The sequence below is a fragment of the Candidatus Tisiphia endosymbiont of Dascillus cervinus genome, assembly GCF_964026405.1.
Classification (GTDB): domain Bacteria; phylum Pseudomonadota; class Alphaproteobacteria; order Rickettsiales; family Rickettsiaceae; genus Tisiphia.
The window spans coordinates 1243792-1270740 of the sequence record NZ_OZ032146.1 but is presented as its reverse complement, the minus strand read 5'-3'; the positions used below and the strand labels follow the sequence as shown (position 1 = coordinate 1270740).

General features: G+C 32.0%; 31 protein-coding genes and 2 pseudogenes. 23 read left to right on the top strand and 10 right to left on the bottom strand.

The features are described from left to right. Positions 1–67: 67 nt before the first annotated feature. From AAGD19_RS06250 to AAGD19_RS06240, 3 genes and pseudogenes are all read right to left on the bottom strand, one after another. Positions 68–523 carry a hypothetical protein gene (locus AAGD19_RS06250; RefSeq protein ID WP_341747598.1) on the bottom strand — a complete coding sequence of 152 codons (456 nt, stop codon included), beginning with the start codon at positions 521–523 and terminating at the stop codon, positions 68–70. A gap of 236 nt (positions 524–759) precedes the next feature. Then, positions 760–1146: pseudogene (locus tag AAGD19_RS06245) on the bottom strand (helix-turn-helix domain-containing protein). A 247-nt stretch (positions 1147–1393) separates the two neighbouring features. Further along, on the bottom strand, positions 1394–1678 hold the full coding sequence (locus tag AAGD19_RS06240; RefSeq protein WP_341747597.1) for an ATP-binding protein: 285 nt from the start codon (positions 1676–1678) through the stop codon (positions 1394–1396). A gap of 615 nt (positions 1679–2293) precedes the next feature. Between AAGD19_RS06240 and AAGD19_RS06235 the strand changes: the two genes are divergently transcribed. The 5 genes from AAGD19_RS06235 (at position 2294) to AAGD19_RS06215 (ending at position 5608) form a co-directional block, all read left to right on the top strand. Next, the gene (locus tag AAGD19_RS06235; RefSeq protein ID WP_341747596.1) at positions 2294–2836 is read left to right on the top strand and encodes a biotin transporter BioY; all 543 of its coding nucleotides are present in this window, start codon (positions 2294–2296) and stop codon (positions 2834–2836) included. A 52-nt stretch (positions 2837–2888) separates the two neighbouring features. Beyond that, positions 2889–3563: an energy-coupling factor ABC transporter ATP-binding protein gene (locus AAGD19_RS06230; protein WP_341747595.1), complete on the top strand. Its 675-nt coding sequence runs from the start codon at positions 2889–2891 to the stop codon at positions 3561–3563. Next, positions 3560–4153 carry an energy-coupling factor transporter transmembrane protein EcfT gene (locus AAGD19_RS06225; RefSeq protein ID WP_341747594.1) on the top strand — a complete coding sequence of 198 codons (594 nt, stop codon included), beginning with the start codon at positions 3560–3562 and terminating at the stop codon, positions 4151–4153. The genes AAGD19_RS06230 and AAGD19_RS06225 overlap by 4 nt, the downstream gene beginning before the upstream one ends. A gap of 21 nt (positions 4154–4174) precedes the next feature. Next, the gene (locus tag AAGD19_RS06220) at positions 4175–4960 is read left to right on the top strand and encodes a BPL-N domain-containing protein (protein WP_341747593.1); all 786 of its coding nucleotides are present in this window, start codon (positions 4175–4177) and stop codon (positions 4958–4960) included. Positions 4961–5464: 504 nt separating this feature from the next. After that, positions 5465–5608, top strand: coding sequence for a hypothetical protein (locus tag AAGD19_RS06215; protein ID WP_341747592.1), 144 nt, complete (start codon positions 5465–5467; stop codon positions 5606–5608). A 10-nt stretch (positions 5609–5618) separates the two neighbouring features. Here AAGD19_RS06215 and AAGD19_RS06210 read toward each other — a convergent pair whose 3' ends face one another. Beyond that, on the bottom strand, positions 5619–6110 hold the full coding sequence (locus AAGD19_RS06210; protein ID WP_341747591.1) for a queuosine precursor transporter: 492 nt from the start codon (positions 6108–6110) through the stop codon (positions 5619–5621). 117 nt (positions 6111–6227) lie between these two features. On the opposite strand from AAGD19_RS06210, the gene AAGD19_RS06205 reads away from it, so the two are divergent. Then, entirely contained in the window at positions 6228–7211 is a 984-nt protein-coding gene (locus AAGD19_RS06205; RefSeq protein ID WP_341747233.1) for a transposase, read from the top strand. Between the two features lie 7 nt (positions 7212–7218). On the opposite strand, the pseudogene AAGD19_RS07550 reads toward AAGD19_RS06205, so the two are convergent. Further along, a pseudogene (locus tag AAGD19_RS07550) lies at positions 7219–7386 on the bottom strand (VUT family protein); the annotation flags it as partial. A 270-nt stretch (positions 7387–7656) separates the two neighbouring features. On the opposite strand from AAGD19_RS07550, the gene AAGD19_RS06200 reads away from it, so the two are divergent. Together AAGD19_RS06200 and AAGD19_RS06190 are read left to right on the top strand one after the other, a co-directional pair. Then, a complete protein-coding gene (locus AAGD19_RS06200) occupies positions 7657–8826 on the top strand; it encodes an FAD-dependent oxidoreductase (protein ID WP_341747590.1) in 1170 nt (389 codons plus the stop codon). Positions 8827–9413: 587 nt separating this feature from the next. Beyond that, complete coding sequence (locus AAGD19_RS06190; RefSeq protein ID WP_341747589.1) at positions 9414–10013, top strand: RelA/SpoT domain-containing protein; 600 nt, start codon at positions 9414–9416, stop codon at positions 10011–10013. A gap of 112 nt (positions 10014–10125) precedes the next feature. Here AAGD19_RS06190 and AAGD19_RS06185 read toward each other — a convergent pair whose 3' ends face one another. Next, positions 10126–11538: a phosphomannomutase/phosphoglucomutase gene (locus AAGD19_RS06185; RefSeq protein ID WP_341747588.1), complete on the bottom strand. Its 1413-nt coding sequence runs from the start codon at positions 11536–11538 to the stop codon at positions 10126–10128. A gap of 203 nt (positions 11539–11741) precedes the next feature. Between AAGD19_RS06185 and tsaB the strand changes: the two genes are divergently transcribed. Next, entirely contained in the window at positions 11742–12419 is a 678-nt protein-coding gene (gene tsaB, locus AAGD19_RS06180) for a tRNA (adenosine(37)-N6)-threonylcarbamoyltransferase complex dimerization subunit type 1 TsaB (RefSeq protein WP_341747587.1), read from the top strand. Between the two features lie 34 nt (positions 12420–12453). Here the strand turns inward: tsaB and AAGD19_RS06175 are convergent, their stop codons facing one another. Together AAGD19_RS06175 and AAGD19_RS06170 are read right to left on the bottom strand one after the other, a co-directional pair. Further along, a complete protein-coding gene (locus AAGD19_RS06175) occupies positions 12454–13776 on the bottom strand; it encodes a hypothetical protein (protein ID WP_341747586.1) in 1323 nt (440 codons plus the stop codon). A 57-nt stretch (positions 13777–13833) separates the two neighbouring features. Then, entirely contained in the window at positions 13834–15507 is a 1674-nt protein-coding gene (locus AAGD19_RS06170; protein WP_341747585.1) for a ribonuclease J, read from the bottom strand. 63 nt (positions 15508–15570) lie between these two features. Between AAGD19_RS06170 and AAGD19_RS06165 the strand changes: the two genes are divergently transcribed. The 7 genes from AAGD19_RS06165 (at position 15571) to AAGD19_RS06135 (ending at position 20924) form a co-directional block, all read left to right on the top strand. After that, a complete protein-coding gene (locus tag AAGD19_RS06165; RefSeq protein ID WP_341747584.1) occupies positions 15571–16239 on the top strand; it encodes a phosphatase PAP2 family protein in 669 nt (222 codons plus the stop codon). Further along, positions 16230–16997: an NAD kinase gene (locus AAGD19_RS06160; RefSeq protein WP_341748486.1), complete on the top strand. Its 768-nt coding sequence runs from the start codon at positions 16230–16232 to the stop codon at positions 16995–16997. Before AAGD19_RS06165 ends, AAGD19_RS06160 begins: the two co-directional genes overlap by 10 nt. A 650-nt stretch (positions 16998–17647) precedes the next feature. Continuing rightward, on the top strand, positions 17648–17818 hold the full coding sequence (locus AAGD19_RS06155) for a hypothetical protein (RefSeq protein WP_341747583.1): 171 nt from the start codon (positions 17648–17650) through the stop codon (positions 17816–17818). Continuing rightward, positions 17808–18251, top strand: a complete 444-nt coding sequence (locus AAGD19_RS06150; RefSeq protein WP_375331075.1) for a DUF2335 domain-containing protein — start codon at positions 17808–17810, stop codon at positions 18249–18251. The genes AAGD19_RS06155 and AAGD19_RS06150 overlap by 11 nt, the downstream gene beginning before the upstream one ends. A gap of 37 nt (positions 18252–18288) precedes the next feature. Then, positions 18289–20160, top strand: a complete 1872-nt coding sequence (locus AAGD19_RS06145) for a patatin-like phospholipase family protein (protein WP_341747582.1) — start codon at positions 18289–18291, stop codon at positions 20158–20160. A gap of 104 nt (positions 20161–20264) precedes the next feature. Next, positions 20265–20462: a palindromic element RPE1 domain-containing protein gene (locus tag AAGD19_RS06140; RefSeq protein WP_341747581.1), complete on the top strand. Its 198-nt coding sequence runs from the start codon at positions 20265–20267 to the stop codon at positions 20460–20462. Positions 20463–20750: 288 nt separating this feature from the next. Continuing rightward, a complete protein-coding gene (locus AAGD19_RS06135; RefSeq protein WP_341747580.1) occupies positions 20751–20924 on the top strand; it encodes a MepB family protein in 174 nt (57 codons plus the stop codon). Here the strand turns inward: AAGD19_RS06135 and AAGD19_RS06130 are convergent. Continuing rightward, the gene (locus AAGD19_RS06130) at positions 20904–21887 is read right to left on the bottom strand and encodes a transposase (protein WP_341747233.1); all 984 of its coding nucleotides are present in this window, start codon (positions 21885–21887) and stop codon (positions 20904–20906) included. The genes AAGD19_RS06135 and AAGD19_RS06130 overlap by 21 nt on opposite strands. 58 nt (positions 21888–21945) lie before the next feature. Here AAGD19_RS06130 and AAGD19_RS06125 point away from each other — a divergent pair, with 58 nt between their 5' ends. The 7 genes from AAGD19_RS06125 to AAGD19_RS06095 all read left to right on the top strand — a co-directional run bounded on the left by AAGD19_RS06125 (position 21946) and on the right by AAGD19_RS06095 (position 26045). Continuing rightward, a complete protein-coding gene (locus tag AAGD19_RS06125; RefSeq protein ID WP_341747579.1) occupies positions 21946–22467 on the top strand; it encodes a transposase in 522 nt (173 codons plus the stop codon). Between the two features lie 52 nt (positions 22468–22519). Next, on the top strand, positions 22520–22786 hold the full coding sequence (locus tag AAGD19_RS06120) for a hypothetical protein (protein WP_341747578.1): 267 nt from the start codon (positions 22520–22522) through the stop codon (positions 22784–22786). A gap of 79 nt (positions 22787–22865) precedes the next feature. Further along, positions 22866–23702, top strand: a complete 837-nt coding sequence (locus AAGD19_RS06115) for an Rpn family recombination-promoting nuclease/putative transposase (protein ID WP_341747577.1) — start codon at positions 22866–22868, stop codon at positions 23700–23702. Beyond that, on the top strand, positions 23686–24072 hold the full coding sequence (locus AAGD19_RS06110; protein ID WP_341747576.1) for an HI0074 family nucleotidyltransferase substrate-binding subunit: 387 nt from the start codon (positions 23686–23688) through the stop codon (positions 24070–24072). The genes AAGD19_RS06115 and AAGD19_RS06110 overlap by 17 nt, the downstream gene beginning before the upstream one ends. Continuing rightward, on the top strand, positions 24069–24353 hold the full coding sequence (locus AAGD19_RS06105; RefSeq protein WP_341747575.1) for a nucleotidyltransferase domain-containing protein: 285 nt from the start codon (positions 24069–24071) through the stop codon (positions 24351–24353). Before AAGD19_RS06110 ends, AAGD19_RS06105 begins: the two co-directional genes overlap by 4 nt. Positions 24354–24681: 328 nt before the next feature. Then, on the top strand, positions 24682–25251 hold the full coding sequence (locus AAGD19_RS06100; protein WP_341747574.1) for a TIGR02217 family protein: 570 nt from the start codon (positions 24682–24684) through the stop codon (positions 25249–25251). Then, positions 25248–26045: a DUF2163 domain-containing protein gene (locus AAGD19_RS06095; RefSeq protein WP_341747573.1), complete on the top strand. Its 798-nt coding sequence runs from the start codon at positions 25248–25250 to the stop codon at positions 26043–26045. The genes AAGD19_RS06100 and AAGD19_RS06095 overlap by 4 nt, the downstream gene beginning before the upstream one ends. A 55-nt stretch (positions 26046–26100) precedes the next feature. Here AAGD19_RS06095 and AAGD19_RS06090 read toward each other — a convergent pair whose 3' ends face one another. Beyond that, positions 26101–26910: an enoyl-ACP reductase gene (locus tag AAGD19_RS06090; protein WP_341747572.1), complete on the bottom strand. Its 810-nt coding sequence runs from the start codon at positions 26908–26910 to the stop codon at positions 26101–26103. Between the last annotated feature and the right edge of the window lie 39 nt (positions 26911–26949).

Sequence of the window (26949 nt, the reverse complement as noted above, 5' to 3'; positions counted from 1 at the left end):
GTTGTTTAAAAGATAAAATTTAGAATTTTTGTTAATTCCTACTTTTATGGTCAAAACTGTGTTTAAATCAATTTGATAATCTTTTTTTACATTTAAATTTTTTTTTATAGTCTAGACCAAATGCAACAGTATAATCATTGATTATGATTGCATAACCTATATAATGGGGAAATATTTTATTTAAATTATCCCTTAGTTCTTGTAAATCAAATATAAACTGCTCTGCTGAATTTTTAATAGAAATTGTATATGGTGTGATTTTTATTGTATTTTCGCTTATAACATTATTTGTTCTTGAAAAATTTTTAAATAAAAAAAAGGTTTTATTATAGCTAGATTTGTTGAAGACTGTTGTCAAATCATGAGATAATAAACTACCAACACTATCTAAATAACCAGCAAGCATTAATTTTTCCTTTTCTTTTTGTAGATGTAAAAGGTAAATATAAAAACCAATATTAAAAAATAAAAAAACAATAATAGCAATAATGAACGATTTGAATTGCTGTATTAATTGTTGCATGATATTAGTTTGAACCAAACTTGTACTCAATCTATCTATTGCTCTTCAAACTCAAACCTCATATAGATGGCAATAACATGTATTCATAATCTAGGCATATTTTCGTCTATATGCATTTAAAAATCATATCCGACTTAATTTTAACAAGATATACTAGTTGTTGTAAATCTTGTGTCTGTTTATTGCTTTCTCTTATTCCATGTCTTGTTTTTCAAGCACTATTACTAATTATAAGTTTATGATGTTTCAACTTCTTTAGTAATCAAAGATCGTATCAATGCATTAACAGCTTGCTGTTGCTCTGAACTACGAATTTTCATAAAATTCCTTGAAACTTCTATACATATACTATGATTTTCAACAAATACTGGCTGTACAATATCAGCATCTTCTAAATCTTTATAAAAATACTCTATATTTTTATCTAGTGCTTTAGCAATAAGAACTAGTCTACCTATTGATATTCTATTAATGCCTCTTTCGTATTTTTATAACTGCTGCCCCGTTACTTCTAGTATATCCGCCAGTTGTTGTCGTGACACCCCTTTAGCAAGTCTTAGAGAATAAATCTTTTCTCCAATAAGTTGATCGATCTTCTGTAAACAATCATTTTTTCTTGATATCATTTTTTTAACATTGATGGTATCATATCTTAAAAGCCTTCATTATACTCTTCAAGTTTTCTAGATTATGCTACGATAAGTTACTTAGCGTGTCAATAATTTAATTTATTATTATAAAAGTAACCTTATTTTTGCCTTTGATATATCACTAATTTGTTGTTTGTCATAATTCCTCCAAATTTTAGGCTTGTCAATATATATATTTATACTTTTTTTCAAATTAACGATGATTCCTTTCGCTTGTTACCTAGTAATATCGATTATTTTTGCTCCTTGGGTCTGTGTTGTAGTATTGTGGTACATAACCTAATTCATCTACTACAATCAGATGGAATCTCTTAACTGAATCGATGAATTTGCTTTCATAATTATGCGTTTTAGCATTAAGCAATTGGCTAGCTAATTCATTTAAAGTATAAAATCTTACCCTGTAATTTCTTTCAATTGCAGTGAACGCTAAGCCAATTGCTAGATGAGTTTTTGCAGAACCAGAACCACCTATGAGCATGATATTCTGATGATTATCAATCACTTTTTATATATCAATATTCTCTAAATTTTAATTTAGATTCGATTAGAATTTAAATTAAAAAGTGCCTAAATTAACTAATTTTTAATGTGGTTAGGGGGGGTAATAGTTCATTACAATAGGGGGGCAAAACCTGATTACAATTTACATGCAACTTGCATGTTTGCAAGCTGTACTTTAGTATTTTTTATTTGTAATGTATACATAATAATTGTATCTCTTACTTCAGCTATCGCTTCAAAAGTATTACAACTAGTATATGCTTAGAGTCAAGTTTAGTATCTATTCACGACCCCGACCAAAATTTAACTATAGGGTAATGTCGTATAAGTTTTTTAAATTTAAGATTGTGGTTTTTGCGTCTTTAGGGTGAGTTTTTGAATATAAAATAGACTAATGATTAAATTTTGACCGGTGTCGTGAATGGATACCAAGTTTAAGGAAGCACACGTTTTGTCACGGTTAAAGAAGTTTATAATCACTCCCTTCTTACTTTTCAAATACTTTTTCTTACATCGAACTAAGGTAATTTAATAATTAAAAAACTTGATTATTAAATAAAAATGATATATTTGATTTATAAAGTTAATTGCTAAATGAAATTGAAGATATAAATTAATGAATACTCAGGATATAGTTTGCATAGCTCTTTTTGCTGCAATTACGGCTGCATTAGGTATCATACCTGGTATCGTAATTTCTGTTATTGGTGTTCCTATAAGTGTACAATCTCTAGGAGCTATGCTTTCTGGCAGTATTTTAGGAGCTAAAAGAGGAGCTTTATCTCAAATTCTTTTTCTAGGAATAGTATCACTTGGTCTTCCAGTTCTTGCTGGTGGGTATGGAGGCTTAGGATCAATTTTAGGACCGAGTGGTGGATTTCTTTTAGGATGGTCGATTGCAGCGTTTGTTATTGGTTTTTTATTTAAAAGAAATTGGTCTAATTTAACTAATATTAGTGCTTTTATATATATAATAATTGGAGGCATACTAATTATGTATATTATAGGTATTTTATGGCTTAATATAATTATTAATATTTCTATAAATCAAGCTCTTATTGGAAGTATGATATTCATCCCAGGAGATATTATTAAAGCAATTATTGCTACTACTATAGCAATGGTAGTAAAACGTTCTTACCCTATAATACAAGATTAAGTTTTTATTTTATAATTTTAATATTAGTAAAAGTATAAGCTATAAAGTCTATATGATAAAAATTGAAAATGTTAGTTACAGTGTTAATAATTATGACATTTTATCAAATATCAGTTTAATACTAAGTGAAAGAAAAATTGGTATAGTCGGAGCAAACGGTAGTGGAAAAAGTACATTTGCAAGACTCCTTAATGGCATTAAACTACCTACTACTGGACTTGTAACAATTGATGGTTTAGATACACGTAAATTTGGTAAAGAAATAAGACGTAAAGTTGGATTTGTATTTCAGAATCCAGACAATCAAATTGTTTTTCCAATAGTTGAAGAAGACCTTGCTTTTGGTTTAAAAAATCTTGGTTACAATAAAGATAAGATTGAGCAAAGTATAAATTCAATCTTATCCTTATATAATATACATAATTTGCGTAAATCTCCATCTCATCTTCTTAGTGGCGGACAAAAACAATTATTAGCTATTGCCGGGGTATTAGTGATGAAACCTGATTACATAGTATTTGATGAGCCTACGACGCTTTTAGATTTAAGAAATAAAAAAAATATTTTCCAAGTAATAGAAGATTTAAAGCAAGTTGTTATTATGATTTCTCACGACCTTGAATTATTATCAAATTTTGATCGTGTAATTGTTTTTGAGCAAGGGCAAATAGTTGGAGATGATCATCCTTCTGTTACTATACCTTTATATAAAAATATGATGATATGAATTTAGATACTTATTATCAATATAACTCTCCTATCCATCGCTTATCCCCAAGGATTAAGCTATATTCTCTAGTCGTTTTTTCAAGCGGATTATTTTTAGTATCTAATTTATTTTTGCTTAGTATAAGCTTATTTTTTACATTTTTTTTGTATTTTATAGCTAAAATACCACTACAAAAATTATTTATTCAATTACGCCAGATTATTATTATATTATTAATTATTCTACTTGTTCATATATTTACCAATAATTGGATAGTAGGAGTACAAGTCATCACTCGATTTGCAACATTATTACTTTTTGCTTCATTGATAACACTTACAACACGTATATCTGAAATGATTGATAGCCTTAATGAAATTTTAATTTTATTATCTTATGTTGGGATTAATCATAAGAAAATAAGTCTATCCCTATCTCTTGCCATACGATTTATTCCTGTGATTGTTAGTATCTTTCAAGAAATAAGTGTAGCTCAGCGTACCCGTGGTTTAGAACGTAATTTTATTGCAACTATAATTCCTACAATTATAAAAATTCTAAAAACGGCAGAAAATATTGCTGAAGCTATTGAATCACGTTCTTGGTAATTAACTAATTATATTTATAGAATGAAGAAGAATATCATATATTTATATAATGATTTAGGAGTGTCTATCGAATCTATTAAGCACACTATGTATACACTAAAGCAAATTGTTTTATCCAACTATAAAATACATTTCATTAGTGCCTCAGAAATTATAGAAAACAAATGGTCAAATCAAGCTGCTCTATTAATAATACCCGGCGGGAGGGATATATATTATGCTAAACAACTTAATGGAAAAGGAAATAAAGCTATAAAAGATTATGTAGAAATTGGAGGTAATTATTTAGGTATTTGTGCAGGGGCTTATTACGGTTCAGGATTCGTAGAATTTGATAAAGATGGTTCTTTAGAAATCCTAGGAGAAAGAGAATTAGCATTTTTTCCCAACAAAACTATAGGTCCTGTTCTTGCAAAATATAATTATGAAAATAATAGTGGTGTACGTGCAGCATTAATTAAGTTAGCTATAGACGATAATTCTTTATCTAAAAAAATTATGATTTATTATAATGGAGGTCCTTATTTTGTAGATACTCAATTATATAAAAATATAAATACTCTTGCGTACTATCAATTTCTAGACCAGTCAGTTTTACCAGCAGTTTTAAAAATCAAATATAATAAGGGAAATGTAATTTTATCTGCCGTACACTTTGAGTATTCTTCAAAGTTATTAAATATGAATGATAAATTTCATGCTCAAATTGTATCTGAATTAGAACAAAGTGAATTTGATAAAATTAAATTCGCGGGTGTTATTTTTAAATATTTAGGGCTTAGTACACGACATAAGGTTCATTTGTAAATCGTGGTTTAGCAAAAGTCGTAAAACCTCAGATTTTGGACATTATTGCCATGAGCATAACAAAATTCTCAAAAGTAAAAAAATTATTATTAGCTCCAGCCATTCTCCGATTTTAGTGCATTTTACGAATGCGTCAAACGATGGACGCAAGGTATAGTCTAGCTTCTGACCGTTTAGTTTGAAATTCTTCTTTACTAACTTCACCACCAAGTCTTAAATCAATTAATGAATCTAGCTTGCTTTCGATCTCTGTATGTTATTTCTTTAGGTAAACAAAGAATATGCAAGAAATTCTAACTAGGAATATGCGTTTTTTCTTGCATTTTACGGGAGATCCATACATAGGTTATGTTATAAATATTGGTCATTTTAGAATGTTATTGATAGATGTAAGTAAAAAATGACTTGATATACCAAAAATTAATAATTTAATTATTGACAGGGAATAGCGATTTTTATTCAAATTGCAAGTTGAAGTAGCTAAATTAATACTAGAATAATGATATGCCTTTTATGTTATACGAATATCTTAATGATTTTAATTGGACTATGCTTGAACTAATGGCTTATGAGCAGAAAATTGAAATTCTTTGGCATAGTTTGCAAAATAACTTGCGTGAGATACGAGAACAATTTATAGGGGAATAAAAATATAAAATTAACTTTTATATTTAGTAACATATTTTATTATGCTAACTCCTATGTAAAATAAAGGAGTACTACATATTGTGAAGAAAAGTTTAAATGAATAGCTGTACACTATAAGTGACCACATACGATCTATTGGTAGCACTCCAAATATACTCATGAAGCTAATAACAATACAAGTATCTACAAATAGCGAAATTGCTGTACTGCCATTGTTCCTAAGCCATAGCCATCTAGCATGAGTGACTTTACGTATCCATAAATAAATTGTAATATCAATGAGTTGAGCAGTGTAACAGGCAATAATTGAACCTATGAAAGCAATACTATATAACCCAAAAACCTTATGAAAAGTTATATTATCGATTTTAGACCATTCTGTGGCATTTAACCTATCCATTATTGCTATAATTAATACAACAATTATATTCATAGCTAGTGCAAGTTTAACACAGAAATTAGCTTTGGTTTTCCCATAAAATTCAGCAATTAAATCAGTCAAAACTTACGCTATGAGAAAAAAAATGGTACATTATGTTGAGTATAATTTACAAATGCCAAGAGGATAAAATTGCAAGCAATACCAGTTAATAGGACAGATTACTGTCAATTTCTAATAGTGAGTCAAAAGAATTATAGTTTGACCTACTATGCTGAACATGCCAAAAAATGTAGCCATGATGTTATTAATAGATTTTTAAAAAATGAAAAATATACACCTTCTTTGTTATGGGAACATATTAAGGATGATGTTATTTTATCGCCTAACGGATATACAATATTTGATGATACGGTGTTAAATAAAAGAAATACCAAGAAAATAGAAATTGCTAGATCACAGTACAGTGGGGCTACAGGTGGTATTACTACTGGTATAGGAGTAGTAAGTTTGGTATATTATAATCCGGATATTAATAAGTTTTGGGTAATAGATTACCGAATTTTTTCGCCCGAACATGATGGAGCGACAAAAGTAGAACACCTATTAAATATGTTAAATAATGCTGTGTATAGCAAAAAGATTCCTTTTCAAACTGTGCTTTTTGACACATGGTATGCTACGCATAAAATTATGCAACATGTTGATTCCTTGGGTAAATATTATTATGCTCCTATTAAAGCAAATAGAAACGTTACTAAAACTTCCTCTTCTAAGCCTTATAAAGCTGTTAGCAAGTTAACGTTTTCAGATGAGGAAATTAAGAGCGGAGTGGAGATTCATATAAAGGGCTTTGCAAAAGATAAGCATGTTAATTTGTTTAAACTTACTGTTTCTACCAACAGAGTTGATTATATTGTTACCAATAACAAAACTCAAAAATCTTCTAAAGCCGTACAAGATGAGTGTGGCTTTCGTTGGGTAATTGAGAGCATGCATAGAGAAATCAAGCAACTTACCGGTATAGAACGATGCCAATGCAGAAAACAACGCATTCAGCGTAATCACATTAGTTGTGCATTTTTAGTGTGGGCTTTTCTAAAAAGAACTGCACACAAAATAGGTAAGACGGTTTATCAAATAAAGTTAGGGCTTTTAGATCATTATATGCAACAGCAGTTACGTTCACCCTCTTTACGCTATTTAGAACCTTACATAGCGTAAGTTTTGCAGTAAGTAAAAATGTTAATGGGTATGTTATTGCACCTACAGAAAGTTCAAAAGTATAAAAAGGTAATATTGGTAAGAAAACAAACTTTTGATATATTAAATTACCTGTTACAATGAGAATTGCAAATAATACGCATATAGTAATATAAATTTTTTCATCTATGGTCATGTTTTTGGAATCATAAATTAAGAATATTTTGGGTGAAAACTATATTAAAATAAATAAGTCTACCTAGAATTCAACTTATAAAATTATTTATATATGGTAAAGCTTGTTGTATTACATCATCATCCACCACGGTTTCACCATATAATTAATATTGTGACATTAATACAAAAATTTTACTTTTCTTGTATGTAGAATAATACAATTATTCTTTACTAAAATGCACCAATATCTATATTAACTCTAAATTAAATTTTTTTAAAGGTTACAATTGTGCTCAAGAAAATTAAGGTACTTTGCATGGCTACTCTGATGGTTATAACACCAACTTTAACAATGGCAATTAGTGGTGAAGTTAGAAAAATCACTCCACCAAAATTAGACACTGCATATTTGGGACAAAAAATACTTTGTTATCGTCCAATGAGACATGGTTCTCCTAAAATGAGTGTAGAGGAAAAAGATAGTAAAATAATCGCTAATAACTATGGACATGGTGGTAGTGGCTGGACTCTTGGACCTGGTTCTGCTAAGTACGTTAATAACTTACTTATAAACTCAAAATATGCAACTGATCTTACAAAAGATACGCCAATTACCATTATTGGAGCAGGCGTCTTGGGATTGTTTACAGCTTATGATTTAGAACAAAAAGGTTTAAAGAATATTACGATTGTTGCAGAAAAATTTGATGGACTGGCTTCTAATAATGCGGGTGGTTTACTTGCTCCAGTATCTATGGATAATGGTCAAAAAATACAGACAGTTCTTCAAAAAATAGAAATTGATGCTTATAAATTTTATGCGTCAATCGCTAAGAAACAGCATCCACACTTTAAGGAGGGAGCTATCATTGTTCCAACTTATTTTAGAACTCGGGAAGAATCTGGTTTAGAGCCTTATGTTGGTAAAGTCATGAAACCAGCAAAAGATGTGACAGTGGATTTTGATAATGGTACGACAAGGAAGATGATTGTATATGATGACGGTATTTTTATGGATACAGGCATACTTATGGCAGAGCTTAACGAATATTTAAGAAGTAAAAATATTAAGTTTGTACAGAAAAAAGTTAACTCATTTGCTGAACTTGATGGAAAATTTATCTTCAATTGTACTGGGCTTGGTGCTAGTAAGCTTAATAATGATGAAAAATTGGTGTCAGTCCAAGGTCACTTGATTATGCTTAAAGATCAAAATCCTAAAAATCTACAATATATGATTTTGACTCGTTGGGATGAAGGTAAAACTAAGTTTGGACAAAAAGTAGAACGTGATTTTTATATTTTCCCAAAACATATGCCAAATACTGGTGTTAATGATGTAGGAGTCATTGGTGGTACTTTTATTGAAGGTGCAACACCTGCAACACCTAATGACGAGGAATTTGGTATTATACTACAAAATGCTAAAGAATTTTATGGGATTAAACAAGTCCCGTAATTAGGGTCATTTAAAAGTTGTAACTAATGATAGAAAAGTTTGTTTTTTAAAATAGACCTCCTTCGAAACTCTACTTCTGCTGGTGATTTGTACATCGATGCGGTACTCGAATCCGTAACGGAATTAGAGTACGCTGCGGTTCGAGGTGAAGCGTCTCCTTCAAATCCCTCAGCACAAGCGAGTTTCGAAAGAGGTCTAATGCATAAATGTCATTGCGAGGAGCTGCAAAGCGGCGACGTGGCAATCCAGTAATATCATTTATCTATAGATTGCTTCGCTTACGCTCGCAATGACGCTGTGGTATAGTTGTTTGTAAACTTTCGATAGCTGTGGATCGTAGGTAGCCACGTACTAAATGTACGCCTAGCACCTCGATCCTTCGACTCCTGCTACTATCATAATTTTGATCTTCGTTTATCAACTCTGCATTTACGAGTAGTATATTCTTAGTAGGTATAATTGCCTATATACTTATTCAATAAATAACTTTCTATCAATTGACAAGCTTATTTTTATTTGTTAGCATCAAAGACTCCATAACATTATTTTAAAAACAAATTCACGACAACTTAACTAGAATATCAAATATGCAATTTCAAGATACTAACGATTTACATAAAATAGCCGATATTATTAGTACTAAGCTAAGTGAACATGATATAGCAGCAACAACATATTATAGATTAAAAGACCCTTGTTCTGCCTTAAATAAGATGATACTAAAGACTAACGAATTAACGGATCTAGTTGCTTTTAGATTTATAGTTGATAAGCTAGAATATTGTTATAAAGTGTTAGATATTATCTGTGGCATCTATTCTGTTAAAACAACAGAGAAAAAGAATTATATTGATTATCCTAAAGATAATGGTTATCGTTCCTTGCATATTGTTACGAGTGTCGGCAACCCTAGACGTGATGTGGAAATGCAGGTACGAACCAATGAGATGCATGATATAGCAGAATTTGGTACAGCAAATCACAATGAATATAAAAAGATACAGGCAGCAAAGATAAGAGAGTTACTGCCTAGTGGCATGTTGAATGTGGCTGCTATTAATACTGAGCTAAATAAAGCGTACGACATCTTTACCAATTTTAATTGGACTATACAAGAACTTATTGATTATGAGCAAACAATTATAAACCTTTATCGTATTTATCAAGACAACTTGTGTAAAGTATGAAGTGCATAGTGTTATTGAGTAACTAAAATATGTGGTTAACGCGAATTTGGGATAAGAGTTTGTCAATTCTTATCCCAAATTGGGGTATATAGCTAAAATCTTTTCGGGTTAGCTATAGTTTCAAACCATGTTTGGCTAGTAAAGATGAAAGCTCTAGTTTTAGACTATTTAGTTTTTCCAAACTATCTGATTCATATTTAGCAATAATTTTAGCTTCAGTATTTGAAGCTCTTAGTAACCACCATGCATACCATTGAGATTCATTGGGCATATTATGTGAGTCAACCCTTATACCATCAATATCGTTGAAAGTGATATTTCTACTGTTTAAATCCTCTTTTATTTGCTGAATAATATCAAATTTAAGGTTATCTGGTACAGAAATCTTAATTTCAGGGGTACTATAACATTTAGGTAACTCATCTATCATATCGTCCAAAGTTTTTTTTGACCTTGATAATAAATCAACAAACCGTAAGGCGGCATAAATTGCATCATCATATCCATAATATTTATCAGCAAAAAATATATGACCACTAGTTTCACCGCCAAGTAACGCCTTAGTTTTTTGCATCTTATCTTTGATAAAGGAATGACCTGTTTTGCACATTATCACGTTTCCGCCATATGACTTAATCTGATTAAATATGCTACTGCTTGATTTGATATCCATTATAATAGTTGCATTTGGATTTTGATCAATTACATCTTTTGCCAATATAGCAAGGATTTGGTCGCCTAAAATTATTCGTCCTTTCTTACTTACAATGCCTATACGATCTCCATCCCCATCGAATGCAATACCAATATCGCAATCCTGAGTCTTAACTATCTCTATTAGTTGTTCTAGATTCTTGGGAATAGTTGGATCTGGGTGGTGATTAGGAAAATTGCCATCAATTTGCGAATTTATAACGACATTTTTGTTAGGTAATCTTAATGCTAATAAGTCAATAATATTTCCAGCCGCACCATTGGCAGGATCCCATGCGACTTTTATTTGAGGTTCTATAGTTATTCCTTGCAAAATCCTATCTAGATATTTATCGGTAACATTTAAATTGCGTATATTACTTAGTGCTAGAAAATTTTTTGGTATAATAAGATTGGTGGACCAATCTTGACTTAGAATATTATTCAGTAAATCTTGTATTTGTTGGTCGAAAAAAGACTTTCCTTGTGATAACAACTTAAAGCCATTATCATCTTTGTGGTTATGGGATCCTGTTATCATTATGCTAGCTTGTGGCTTAAATATTTTATCAGCAAAATATAACATAGGGGAGGGGGTGACTCCTATGGAAATAACCTTTCCACCAGCTGAGATAATGCCATTAACCAACGCATGGTAAAGGGCAGGGGAGCTTAACCTACCATCACGTCCTATAAATATTTCATTTCCTTGCTTTGATATATGCATTTTGGTAAAACAAAAGCCAATTTTATAAGCAATAGTTGGATTAATATCTATTAGACTGCTGCCACGAATGTCGTACAATCTAAAAATTGTTCTATTTATTTCCATTGTCATTATAATTGAGTATACTTACAAAACTTGAAATATTGAGTATACTCGGTGAACTTCAAGAATTGGCGTCGTCGTGTCAAAGATCTGTGCTGCTCCGTTACTCATGTACGCCTAGCAGCTCGACTTTGGCACGACGACGCCAATTCTTGAAGTTATTATCGTCTACCCAACTCTTGAAATCATAGCAGTATATATTATAAATGAAAATTTTAGCATTTGATACGGCAAATAATAGTGCATCTGTTGCAATCTCTGAAGATCAGGTTATTCTAGCCTATATTGAGGAATTAAGGTCTTCTATGCAAGCTGAAACTATAGTGCCAATGATTGAGGAAGCACTGAAAATAGCAAAGCTTTCTTATCCTGACCTAGATTATTTAACCGTTACAAACGGTCCGGGTAGTTTTACAGGCATTAGAATAGGGTTATCAGTGGCAAAAGGCATTTTGCTAAGTACAGATATAATAGGCACTACTATATCTAATTTTGAGTTTTCCTGGTGGATGGCTAGCAGGCAAGTAAAAAATTATAATAAAATTTTTATTTTTCTCAATGCATATAGAGGACAATTATATAGCCAAGTTTTTGACCAAAATGAACAAGCTTCTATTCCTTCACTGATAAATTATGACCAAGCTGTGGAATTATTAAATACAGAAAATGCTGCTATTAATGTCTGTGCAGGTAGTGGGGTAGAGATGATATACGACAAGATTAGGGATATAAAAAATTTAACAATCTTACCTCGTTTTACTAGAGTTAAGGCACTGCATATATGTAAATATATAGCCGATAAAATAAGGAAGCACAATTTCTCTAACTCCATAGAACCGTTATATATTAGACCAGCTGATGCGAAGATTAGACTTCTTACATAATTCTACTGCTGCAAGAAGTCTATTAAAAATTTTCCTAACCTCTTCCTTTACCTTCTGTTTTTTCATTATGTGGAGGTGGTGACGTTGGTGCTTTAGATGACATATGTGATTTTGCTTTTTGTCCGACAAATTTTGCCTCATTCTTCAATTGTTCAGCCAATGGTAGTTTGCTCTTGTCATCAGAATATCCATGCAATTTGTCTTTTAAATATTCACAAATTCTTTTAATAAAATTTTTCCTTGGTATTATCGTATTCGATGATGCAGCTTGATCATTTACTAATTGCTTAGTAAATTTCTTTACTGTATATTTATTTGGATTATCGATAAACTTATTTAACTGTTCCGCAGCTTTTTTAGCAATGTCATTAATAGATTGTGAGCTTAATTTCCCTGTTTTTTTATCTTTTTGAGTTGCGATTGCTTGATCAATTTGCTCTATCAATACGTCAGCTAAAGCCTCTGTAGCACCATTTGCTTTTTTAAATGTACTTATTGTTTCCGGCTTCACCCCTTCATCTGATATGATTTTTGCAACTCTTTCTTTCATATCTGTTTTATATTGCTCTTCATTAAGAGGAGCAGTTAATAATTCTTTCGATAAAGCCTTATTACTATCAATAATTGCTTGAGGGGATTTTTGCTCACAATTTGTTTGGATTGCTTGTATATCGCTAATAAATCGATCAGCAATCTTACCAGTGCCAGCTACATCAATTACTACTTGCGGTGTTAATTCAGAATCTCCTACTTTTCCTAACGTAGCGGTAATATTTACAGCCATAGAATCTTGGCTATTAAATTCCGTACCCATCATCTTCCTAAGGTCACTATGTGGCAAGAAAGCATCCATACTACAATCAAACATGATATTTTGTCCGCCGATATATGATACGTTATGATCTTTATCTATAGTGATCTTGGACATACTACCATTTCTTAGCCATTCACTTCTAGGATCATATCCATAGTTATCAAATGCTTTTAGTTGCAACTTAGAGAATCCAACTATACCACCAGCCATACCCCCTTGGTGATTTGCAGCTAAAATATATTCTGTTTGTTCTTGTGATAAATGATAATCTTTTGTTAACATATCATACAGATCTTGATAAGTTACCTTATAGTCCTGATCTTTACCTAACTTACACTGATCTATTAAGTTTACTAGTTTACCATCTTGGGTTTCAAGATAAAAGACACCACGCTCTATATCCTTGTTAACCTGCTTTTCACGAGATTGAGGATTTTTTTGATAATCTTTATCATATTTAGGATCAAAGGACTCTGCTATATATTGTAAGTCTTTATCTATATTTTGTGCAGCATCATCAGATGTAAAACTATATGATGTCATAATATAATATCTCCTTAGTTAACTTGCATTCAATAAACTAGATTAATAAACTAGTTTTCAATAAGCTTTTTCCACATTGACTATGATAATGGGTGATTTATTTATCTCATGTTTCAATGTCTTACGAATAGCTGACCTTACAGCATTCTCAATCTGTTCATTGAGAATGCTACCTTTTGATTTTCTCTGAATTTCTATCGTTTCAGCAATATCATCTTTAATCATATTAATTAGCTGTGCATCATCGTCAGAGTCAAGAAGACCCGGCATAGATAAAATAGGGCTGCAACTAAGGCTACCATTTTTATTTATTACCAAACTTGCCACTACTATACCAGAATCACGCATACGTCTACGAGTTCTAAAAATTGATGATTCTGCTGGTAAAAGATAATTGCCGTCAACAGCCAAATAACCTGTTGTTACCTTGGATAAAATACGAGGATTATGAGGATCAAGTAATACTAAGCTACCATTTTCGACTTCAACAGCATGTTTTATACCATTTTTACGAGCTAATTTCGCGTGTTCATGTATATGTACCGGCTCACCATGCACTGGTACACAAATCTGAGGTCTAATTAGAGAGTACATGTGTTTGAGTTCGTCAATTGATGGATGCCCAGAAACATGGACAAAATGATCTCGTTCAGTTACCACTTCAATTCCTGACCTCACAAAAATATTAAACATACGGAAAATTTTCTTTTCATTGCCAGGAATAATTTTTGAAGAAAATATAATTGTATCTTTAGGAGCTAACTTTATACTATGGTGACTATTATTTGCCATTTTTGCAGTAGCTGCTAGAGGTTCACCTTGGCAACCAGTAGCAATAACTAAAAGTTCTTGCCTTTTAAATCTTGCTATATCTCGTTCATCGATCAAAGGGGCAATATCTTTCATATAACCACTTTCCTGTGCTGCAAGCAAAATTCTATGCAAACTTCTTCCCGATAGGACAACTTTTCTTTTTGCCATCTGACCTGCGTGAATTAGAGTCTCAAGACGAGCCAAATTTGAGGCAAAAGTTGTTACCACAACCATCTGAGAGCAACCTGCTATAATATCTACTAAACTTTTACGCACTTCTCCTTCTGAACCAGAAGTTCCTTCATTAAATACATTAGTTGAGTCACAGACTAAAGCTAGAACCCCTTCATCACCATAAGATTTTAGTAGAGCTTCATCAGCTTTCTTACCAAGTACCGGATCATTATCAAATTTCCAGTCTCCTGTATGGAGAATATTGCCAGCTTCTGTACGTATCATAATTGCCTGCATTTCTGGAGCTGAGTGGGTTAGCGGTATCATCTCTAGTTGGAATGGATCAAGATTTATTTTTGCCGAAGGCTTTACTTCATGAATTTTTATAGTTTTAGCAAAATCATATTCTGCTAATCTAAGTTTTAGAAAATTTGCTGTAAAGGTAGTGGCATATATTGGACATTCTAGGCTACTCCACAAATATTGGATTGCTCCCAAATGGTCTTCATGTGCGTGAGTTAGAACTAAACCTACTATATCTTTTTTATAGCGTTCAATAAAGCTAATATCAGCAATTATCATGTCAACACCTGGTAAATAATCATCGGCAAAACCGCTACCGCAGTCAACCATCAACCATTTTCCTTGATAATGATATAGATTGACATTTATGCCTATTTCATTTGCACCACCAAGTGGTAAAAATAGTAAATCATTTTTATGGTTTTTAATGTTGAATGACATATTAACTTCTATATGATGTAGGATTTAAGTATACTTTTATAACTTATTTTTGGCTTTTAGTCTATGATTAATACTAATTTAGTTTATACTAGTATATTCACCTTTGGTATAGTTTTATTATTAACTATACTACTTCCTAATTTGGATATAGATTTCTCAAAATTATTCTACGACAGCAATAATGGATTTATCTATCGTAACAATAATATTGTACAATTATTATTTGAAATTATTCCAATATTAACTACTATACTGACTATAGTAATATTATTATACCTACTTTACTTAATTGTTAAGTACAAAACTTTTAATATGCTTATTATTTCAGGGGGTTTTTATATAATTTTATCTACAGCAATAGGTCCTGGACTACTAGTAAATTATATATTTAAAGAAAATTTTGGTAGGGCTCGTCCGCTGCAGATTAAAGAGTTTAATGGTACAAAAAATTTTACTAGAGCCTTCTCAATCTCTAATGAATGTTTACATAATTGCTCATTTTCATCAGGTCATGCAGCTATGGCGTATAGCTTAACTAGTTTTGCTTATGTTGCTCCTTTGATATTTTTCTCAAGAATTTATAGTATCACATTGATTTTTGGTACATTAGTTGGACTAAGTCGTATATTAATGGGAGGACATTTTTTAAGTGATGTACTGGCTTCATGTGTTGTTACACTAATAATTAATCATCTATTATATTTATGTTGGCAAAAACTAAAATTAATTTAAATAAAATTGCGATTGTTTATAATAGTTCGACAAAATCATTAGGACTAGTTAGACAGCTTGAACTAGTTTATAAGTTTTGTAAGGTAGAAGAAGCAGAAATAATTGTTGTAGTTGGAGGGGACGGAGAATTACTACATGCGATACACCGTTATATGCATCTTGATGTTTCTTTTTATGGAATTAATTCTGGTAACATTGGGTTTTTAATGAATCCAGTTATTGTTGAAAAGTTAATGGATAATTTACAAGAATCTATAATTTCTCATTTATACCCTTTAAAAATGCAAGCAGAAAGCATAGACAATAAAACCTATACTGCCCTAGCTATTAATGAAGTATCAATATTTCGTAAAACCAACCAAGCTGCTAAATTCAAGATCGAAATTGATCAAGTTGAGCGTATGAGTGAATTAGTAGCCGATGGGGCAATGGTTGCAACCCCAGCTGGCAGTAGTGCATACAATTTATCTGCTGGAGGTCCTATTTTGCCACTTGAGTCAAACGTATTATGCCTCACACCAATTTGTCCTTTCCGTCCAAGACGCTGGCATGGTGCGTTACTACCATTTTCTACTACTATAAAGTTTGAAATCTTAGAAAGTAATAAAAGACCAGTAAATGCAGCTGCAGATTTTCAAGAGTTTGATAATATTAAGTCAGTATTAATTAAATCTGTAAAAAACAAGAAGATAAAGTTACTATTTGATAAAAAAAATAGCCTTGAAAATCGAATTATTAAAGAGCAATTTAATGAGTAATTCACCTTACGTATAACATAAAAGTTATAGGGAGAATAGCCTAGAGCTATTAGCGAAGAGTTACTTTGGTCATAACTGTCGAAAGTTAGTAAATACAGTTTCCCTATACGTCTATTAGCGAGGAGGCTGTAAGGCCGACGAAGCAATCCAGTAACATCATTTATCTATAGATTGCTTCGCTTACGCTCGCAATGACGCTGTAGTATAGCTATTTGTAAACTTTCAACAGTTGTGGACATCCCCCCTAATGGCAATGATTACTTGAGCCTACTATATAATTTATTACATTAACTGAGGTTAAAAAAATAATTTTTATCAAAACTAAAGATTATTTCTCCCATTTTTCTTAAAGCTTTGTTATAATCACTCTAGGTGCTGTGAACCTAGTATCATAGTATCTTACATTTTTCTATAATCGTCATAGCAAGGCTCTTTAGATGCCGTGGCGATCTAGGTAAACAGCGAAGCTGTTTTTTTAGAGTAACGCTTCGCGTATCCTAGATTGCCGCGTTGCTGCTTTTGCGTGACTCCTCGCTAATAGACGCTCGGAAGGACTCTTAACAGTAGTGACATAAAAAATGTAGGATTGCTATGACCTAGTATACTTAAACTTGCATACTTGCTAATCTTATAATTTAATATGAGAATAAATGAATAAAGAATTTGTAAGACATTTCCTAATAGGCTTTTTTAGTGTATTTAAAATATCTCAAACGACAGTAAGAAAAAAGCCAGAGACAGATTTACTTGAATACTTTATTAGAGTAGAAAAAGATATTAATTCAACATTTCAAGAAATAAGAAAAGAATATGAAAGATAGTAAAAGTTTTTTTGCTAATAACAATAGGTTGAACAAAGGATATTTAAAAGTTAGTAATCCTAAGGAGTCGGATAATAGCTTCTATAGTAAGAAGTTTGCACATGTTTTGCCACCTGTAGATTTAATGGCAGAATATGAAAATATTTATCCAGGAACATTGACAAAGCTAATTGCCATGGCAGAAAAAGAGCAAGTACATAGACATCAGATGGATATTAAAAGTATTGAGGTTTATGAAAGCGTAACAAAAAAAGGTAGAATAAGTAGCATTATATTCATGATAATGGTCTGTATTACTACTGTAGTTTTGGCTGTGTTGGGGCATTTTATGATTGCCAGTATTTTCACTGTTTCAGTATTGTTAGGTATAGGAACTGGAGTATTCTTGTCTTCTGCTAAATTTACTAAGCGGAAAGACTATACTAGAAGGTAAAATTATATAAGAATCTTATAATAATTGAGTAAAGATTATGAGTAAATTACAAAAAGAAATGCAAGAAAGGCAGCAAAGTCCTTTTAAATATGTGGTTTTTAGTGGTGGTGGAGCTAAGGGGGTTGGATATTCTGGTGTTTATGAGGGTTTGAATAAATCTAAAGTAATTGAAGAGGTAGAAGCAGTTGCAGGATCATCGGCAGGGGCAATAGCTGCTGTAGTGACTGCATTTGGTACACCACCTAAAGAATATGAAGCTATTTCAAAAAATACAAACTTCAAAGATTTACTTGGGACTCAAGGATTTTCAATTGGTCCGGTGCCGCTTAGCAAAGATGGTACTCCATTATACGAGCTTGTAGATAAGACTATAAGAAAAGGTGCTTATAATTTTTTAAAGGGCAAGAATTTTGTGGAACTTGCTACAGCGAGACATGAAAGAATTTCAGAAGAACTGAGAGAGTTAGACAAAAAAAGGCAAGATCTTTTAAATACGATTGAAACATTAAAACAACAAGATGATAATAATAGTCAGCAGATTGCTGATATAAATGAAAATATTCAAGGTTTAGATTTTCAGGAACAAAATTTTAAAAAACAATCCAAGAAAATTCAAGCTATAATAGAATCTAACGGGAAAGAATTCATTGAATTAACAGACAAATGTCAAAAGGGTGGTGAACTCCTTTTTAAGGATTTAGCTCTTTTAAGACTTCTTGATCCAGTGCAATTTAAAGACTTATTAATTACTGCAGTAAGACGAGATGATAGTACTTTGCAAATTTTTAGTGCTGAAAATACTCCTGATGTTCCAATTGCTAGAGCTTGCCATGCTTCCGCTTCTCTTCCTTTAGTTTTTCAACCTGTAAAAATTGATGGTGTCGAGTATGTCGATGGGGGGTATAGAGACAATACTCCTATGGACTATTTCCCTGAAAATAACAGTAAAGTCGATGTTACGGAAGAGTTGGATGGTTTTGAGAATGTTACCCTAGCAAAAAAGCGAGGTAGGGTTTTAGCTCTTGCCTTCGGTAGTGGTATGGATGATTCAGCAAATATTGCTATATATAGTGCCAAGAATTTTGAAGGTCCAAATGTCCTAGTGAAATTTTTACTTGATGTAGTATATAAAATGCTAGCTAAAGTTGGTGGAAATCTTATATACACAAAAACTAATGAAAAGACTTTTGATGATTTACGTGAAAATGCATTAAATACGATTACATTAAATACTAAACGTATATCTACTCTCAGCTTTGATGATGCTGAACAATATGCACCTTACTTACATACTAAAGCTTATCTTCAGACTTTGGAGTATTTAGATAATTTTGAACTTGGTAAAGAGGTAGATAAAGCGTTTGAACAACAAAAATTTCTCCTAAATGTTTATGAAGTTTATGATAATGACAATTTGAATAAAACTTTTTTTAATAAGCTATTAGATCATATAGCCCCACCCCCACCGGAAGAAACTAAAAAAAAGAACTCTTGGCAAGATCGTGATGTTATGCGAAATCATCAAGAAAAAGCTGACACATTGTTATCTTTTTGTACGGAAGAGCACTGGAAGGGGAAAGATAACAAGGCTGTATTAAAAGAGTATGTAATAGTTGCAGCAACTGCACGCAGTAATGAACTTAGAAATGATACCAAGTCTATAGAATCACTGATTAAGACCTTAAATAATCCAACAACACCGAGTAAAATTAAAAATGATTTTGTAGAATTATTAGCTATTGATAAAAAACAAGATCAGAGATTTGATACAAGTAAAAGTCCAGCAAAGAATATTACTGAGTTTAAGTTTACAAAAGAAGATTTTAAAGATTTTCTAGGTAAAAATAAAAGTGAGGCATTTCGAATTAGTAGTGGAGGAAAGGGAGTAGGGCAGGCTAAGGGGGGATGACCATAAATATGGAAATTAATTATGGGAATAATTATGCAAATTACCACGTCTATTATCGAAGGAGTAGCGAAGCACTACGAAGCAATCTATTTTTGGTTACTTTTATGTATAATATTCGTTGTAATGACTCTTTGTTCATTAGACCTCTTTCGAAACTCGCTTATGCTGAGGGATTTGAAGGAGACGCGGAACGCAGAACCGCAGCGTACTCTAATGTACGTGAGGATTCGAGTACCGCATCGACGTACAAATCGCCAGCAGAAGTAGAGTTTCGAAAGAGGTCTATTATATCATCTCGTTGAATAGCTGGATATTTATGAACAAAGGGGTGCTAATTATCCCAATTCGTGATAAGAATTAGTTAATTCTTATCACGAATTCGCGTTAATTCAAAAGCTATTCTCAACTTTTAACAAATCTGTGGTACTATGGTGAATAATCTTATTTGTAATCCTACCAGCAAACCTTGGAGTACTAATGATTTAATTCACTCGGAACTTATTACATCGAGAGATCTAATATATAATCCATGTCAGTTTATATGTTCTGAACCAGTAATGGAAAGTGAAAGTATTGCATATGGAGCCTACATGTTCAAGTTAAATTCTATGAATGTTAGATTTCGTGTTGCTAAGATTACTCCTACAAAAATTGGTCAATTTGTAACACTATGGAAGAGAATTGGGAATGGATCAATTCAGCCATATGATATTGCAGATTCAATTGATCTTTTTATTCAAAACTTACGCTATGTAAGGTTCTAAATAGCGTAAAGAGGGTGAACGTAACTGCTGTTGCATATAATGATCTAAAAGCCCTAACTTTATTTGATAAACCGTCTTACCTATTTTGTGTGCAGTTCTTTTTAGAAAAGCCCACACTAAAAATGCACAACTAATGTGATTACGCTGGATGCGTTGTTTTCTGCATTGGCATCGTTCTATACCGGTAAGTTGCTTGATTTCTCTATGCATGCTCTCAATTACCCAACGAAAGCCACACTCATCTTGTACGGCTTTAGAAGATTTTTGAGTTTTGTTATTGGTAACAATATAATCAACTCTGTTGGTAGAAACAGTAAGTTTAAACAAATTAACATGCTTATCTTTTGCAAAGCCCTTTATATGAATCTCCACTCCGCTCTTAATTTCCTCATCTGAAAACGTTAACTTGCTAACAGCTTTATAAGGCTTAGAAGAGGAAGTTTTAGTAACGTTTCTATTTGCTTTAATAGGAGCATAATAATATTTACCCAAGGAATCAACATGTTGCATAATTTTATGCGTAGCATACCATGTGTCAAAAAGCACAGTTTGAAAAGGAATCTTTTTGCTATACACAGCATTATTTAACATATTTAATAGGTGTTCTACTTTTGTCGCTCCATCATGTTCGGGCGAAAAAATTCGGTAATCTATTACCCAAAACTTATTAATATCCGGATTATAATATACCAAACTTACTACTCCTATACCAGTAGTAATACCACCTGTAGCCCCACTGTACTGTGATCTAGCAATTTCTATTTTCTTGGTATTTCTTTTATTTAACACCGTATCATCAAATATTGTATATCCGTTAGGCGATAAAATAACATCATCCTTAATATGTTCCCATAACAAAGAAGGTGTATATTTTTCATTTTTTAAAAATCTATTAATAACATCATGGCTACATTTTTTGGCATGTTCAGCATAGTAGGTCAAACTATAATTCTTTTGACTCACTATTAGAAATTGACAGTAATCTGTCCTATTAACTGGTATTGCTTGCAATTTTATCCTCTTGGCATTTGTAAATTATACTCAACATAATGTACCATTTTTTTTCTCATACGTTACTAAAACTTCCTCTTCTAAGCCTTATAAAGCTGTTAGCAAGTTAACGTTTTCAGATGAGGAAATTAAGAGCGGAGTGGAGATTCATATAAAGGGCTTTGCAAAAGATAAGCATGTTAATTTGTTTAAACTTACTGTTTCTACCAACAGAGTTGATTATATTGTTACCAATAACAAAACTCAAAAATCTTCTAAAGCCGTACAAGATGAGTGTGGCTTTCGTTGGGTAATTGAGAGCATGCATAGAGAAATCAAGCAACTTACCGGTATAGAACGATGCCAATGCAGAAAACAACGCATCCAGCGTAATCACATTAGTTGTGCATTTTTAGTGTGGGCTTTTCTAAAAAGAACTGCACACAAAATAGGTAAGACGGTTTATCAAATAAAGTTAGGGCTTTTAGATCATTATATGCAACAGCAGTTACGTTCACCCTCTTTACGCTATTTAGAACCTTACATAGCGTAAGTTTTGATCGGTAGTCCAAGATGCAAAATATCCGTTCTTACTAATAAATATTTTGAAAGTTGAAAATATTTCAAGATTAGATCAAAATATTTACGAGGTGGAATTTGAGATAAGTGCTTTTGCTAGGGATAAAAACCAAGGCCTATTGACTTTACTTGCTGAAAAAATTACTAATAAATTAACAGCTAATGCATGTATTCTTCAAGATTATATTGTTGCTAGTATGAAAGCATGTAATATAAATTTTCAGCGTAGTTCTGACCTTATAACTACTAAGCTTACTATAGATTATAAAGCTTTATTGAAGGAGAATAGTTGATGAAAATCAACTATTCCATATACTCAAAGATCAGAAGATGATAGAGTTGATAATATTAAAGGAAAAGGGAGTAATTGATATGGAAAAATATTTAGACCCAACAAATGATAGTTTGTTTAAGAAAATCTTCCGTGATAAGGAGAATTTAAAAGAATTTCTTAATAGTGTTCTTGATTTATCTGAAATGTACAGAATTAAGGAAATTGAATTTATTCCAGTAGAAGAATTAGCCGGGATTCATAAGGGTAGGAGAAGTGTATTTGATTTAAAAGTTAAAGATGAATCAGGAAACTGGTACATTATCGAAATGCAGAAAAGAAATGAAACCGATTATCTAAAAAGAGTACAATATTATTCTGCCCATTCATATGTTGGGCAACTTACAGAAGGTTTAACTCACTTGGATTTATTGCCAGTAATAGTGATTTCATTGATAAAAAATAGAATATTTGACAAAAAAGTGCCTTATATAAGTATTCATAAAAATATTGAGACTACTACTAATAAACAATATTTATTTGACCTATCTTATGTATTCATAGAGCTTGGAAAATTTAAAAAAACACAATTAGCGAGTGTTGCTGATGAGTGGTTACATCTATTCAAATGTGCAACACAAGAGACAGAACCACCTAAAGATATTAAGAGCAGTAAGGTATTAGATGCTTACCATATGATTGAACGGTATAAGCTTACCCCAGCAGAATACGACTTATATATTAGGACTAAATTGCAGGAAGATGCAGAAGAACTTGCTTTAGCAGAAAATTTTAATGAAGGTCAAGAAAAGAAAGCTATAGAAATAGCAAAAGAAATGCTAGCTGATAATGAGCCGATAGAAAAAATAGTTAAATATACAAAACTATCCATAGAAGAAATAGAAAAGCTAGAGAAAAAAAATGGTATATTTGATTGACAATATTGATATTAGTAATTTATTAAAGGCACGTAGCAAGTTTGAGGATTTTCGTCTTAATTTGGATACTGAACAAAATAAAGCCGGGGCAATTCAAGCATTTGAATATTGTTATGAGTTAACTTGGAAAACAATGAAGCGATTGTTAGAGGTTCAAGGTAAAAATGCTTACACCCCACGTGAAGTATTTCGTGAATCAGCTGCTGCCGGCTTAATTTCAGATCCTGCTGCTTGGTTTGATTGTATCAAGATTAGAAATCTTACAGTACATACTTATGACGTCAAGAATGTAGAGCAAGTTATTGCAACTTTTGATGATTTTTCTGGCATGTTACATGATTTTTTTAGAAATTTGGAGAGGTTGAAATGATCAATCTTGAGCAGAAAGACTTTTTGTTATTAAAATCTATCTTAAAAAAATATCCATATACATTTAAAGCATATGGATCTCGTAGTAAAGGTAGCAATAGGAAATTTTCTGATCTTGACCTCTGTATTATGGAAGTAGTAAATGATCAACAATTGTTTAAGTTACAAGAAGAATTGGAAGAATCTGATTTACCTATTAAAGTGGATGTAAAAAGATGGTTTATTGATATGGATGAGGATTTTAGGTCGTTGATAGAAAAAGATCTTATACCATTGGAGTAACAAGAAAACCTAACATGAGCAACAAGGGAGTATACAGGACAAAGAGGCATCGCTGTCGAAAGTTAGAAGAGGAAACGGTTTTAGAAGTCATAATGGCAGTTTAAAAGTTGTGGGCTTATAACCGCTGTCATTGCGAGAAGGCGTGAAGCCCGAACGAAGCAATCCACTTATGATTATTTTTTTGGATTGCTTCGTCGACCTACGGTCTTTCTCGCAATGACGTTACCCTATTTAAAACCCCTTCTTCTAACTTTCGGTAGTTGTGGGGGTTATGTGTAAGGTGAATTATTAAATATTAGGAGAAATTATGAATTTTCATGATATACGTATGCCAAAATTTATTGAAACTTTTGCTGTTGGCAGACCAGAATTTGCTACTTCTTGTGCTATGACATTATCGGGCAGAGAAGTGAGAAATTTAGATAGAGAATATGCTAAACAAAAATATTTGATTAAAAATTGTCGTCTGAGTAGTATCGAATTTGAACAGTTTAGTTCTTTCTTTAGAGCAAGAAGGGGAGGGAATTTTGCCTTCCGCTTTAGAGATAATGTCGATTATCAAGTATCAAAGCAAATTATTGCCAAGGGTGATGGGGAATTAACTCAATTCCAACTGGTTAAACTATATGAAGACCCAATTTTGCCCTATGCTAGGACAATTAGCAAACCGGTATTTGGTAGTGGAGAATTCTATGTTAATGATATCAATACAGAGGTGCAAGTTGATTATAATACTGGAGTAGTAACTTTGCCAAAACCATTAGATAAAGATCAAATTTTGACAGGTAATTTTATTTTTGATGTAGCTGTGCGATTTGCTAATGATAGTTTTGAATATTTTTATTCTTCTGACGGGTCAATAGAATTATCTCCCATAGAATTATTGGAGGTTATATGACAGTAGCAGAAAATATTGATAATCCCATAGCTGAATTACAGGGGTTTACTTATTGTTTCCATATAAAACTACAAGATAGTCTTGATCTGTATCTTACCGAGTCTGATAGATCTTTATCAATTGATAATGTAATATTTGTTCCGAATTCTGGAGTAACTTTAAAGGAAGGAGGATTTAATGATTCTGCCCAGAATTACATTATCTTAGAAGGAGTTTTTGAAAATGAGGGAGTAAAGCAACACTATGATTTAACGCAGGCTATGGTTAAAATATATGTTTGTTTTGCTAACTCTTGTAGGCATTTTGTTACTTATCGTTGCATCACTTATACTAAAAGAGATTTGGATTTTACTTTACGTTTAGAGCCAAATATAGATGTATATAATCAATCGTTACTGCAATCTTTTAGTAAGAATTGTCGTGCTAATTTTGGTGATTTGAAATGCAAAATAGATAAAACAGTTTATAGTCAGATATATAATATTAAGGAAATGTTTGGTAGAACTATGGTTATCTCAAACCTTGATAAGGAAAATGGTTATTTCAATTACGGGGATGCTACTTTAGTTGATGATCAAGCTGATGTTCAGTTTTATAGTAAAATCCTTAGTCATTCTGAGAATTTAATTACATTGGATAAAACAATTCCCGATAGTATGAAGCATAACAAAACTGTTTTACTTACTGTAGGTTGTGATAAAAAATTTACAACTTGTTGCAATAAGTTCAACAATGCAGTAAATTTCAGAGGAGAGCCATTGATTCCTGATGATAACTTTATCAAAGTGATTTAGGAAACCTAATATACTCAGGTAGAACTTCAAGAATTGGCGTTCCCGCGACCAATAGTTAATGGCAATTACTAGAACCTTTACCCATCCCTACTGTAGTGTTATAGCCACAATCTACATAATGTATTTCACCAGTAACTCCTTCTGCTAAGTTACTCAGCAAATATAATGCAGCCCCTGCAACATCACGCTGAGAAGTGTTTCTGCGTAACGGCGATGCAGCTTCATGGAGAGCTAACATAGTTTTGAAATCATTAATACCACTAGATGCTAGAGTTTTTATAGGCCCAGCTGATATGGCATTTACTCGGATGTTATTTGAGCCCATATCAGTTGCAAGATATTTTACACTAGATTCTAACGCAGCTTTAGCAGGTCCCATGACATTATAATTAGGAACTACTTTTTGTGAGCCATAATAAGTTAGGGTAAGGATACTACCACCGTCTTTCATCAAAGGTTCTGCACGTTTTGCCAAGGCAATTAGAGAATAACATGATATATTCATGGTATTAAGAAAGTTAGACAATGAGGTATCTATATATCTGCCTTTTAATTCATTCCTGTCAGAGAAACCTATAGAATGAACCAAAAAATCGAGTTTGCCCCACTTTTGCTCAATAATTTTAAACAAATTATCAAGTGATTCTTCATCTGTTACATCACATGGAACAACGAAATCACACTTAATTTCTTCAGCAAGTGGTATAACGCGTTTCTCAAGCACTTCTCCTTGATAGGTAAGGGCTAAGTTTGCACCATGTTCTTTGGCAATTTGAGCAATAGCCCAAGATATTGATAAATTATTAGCGACACCTGTAATTAATCCTTTCTTACCATCAAGCAAAGCAGTGACTTTAACTTGCATATATATTCCTTATTTTTATTAAAACCTTGCCCAAACAAT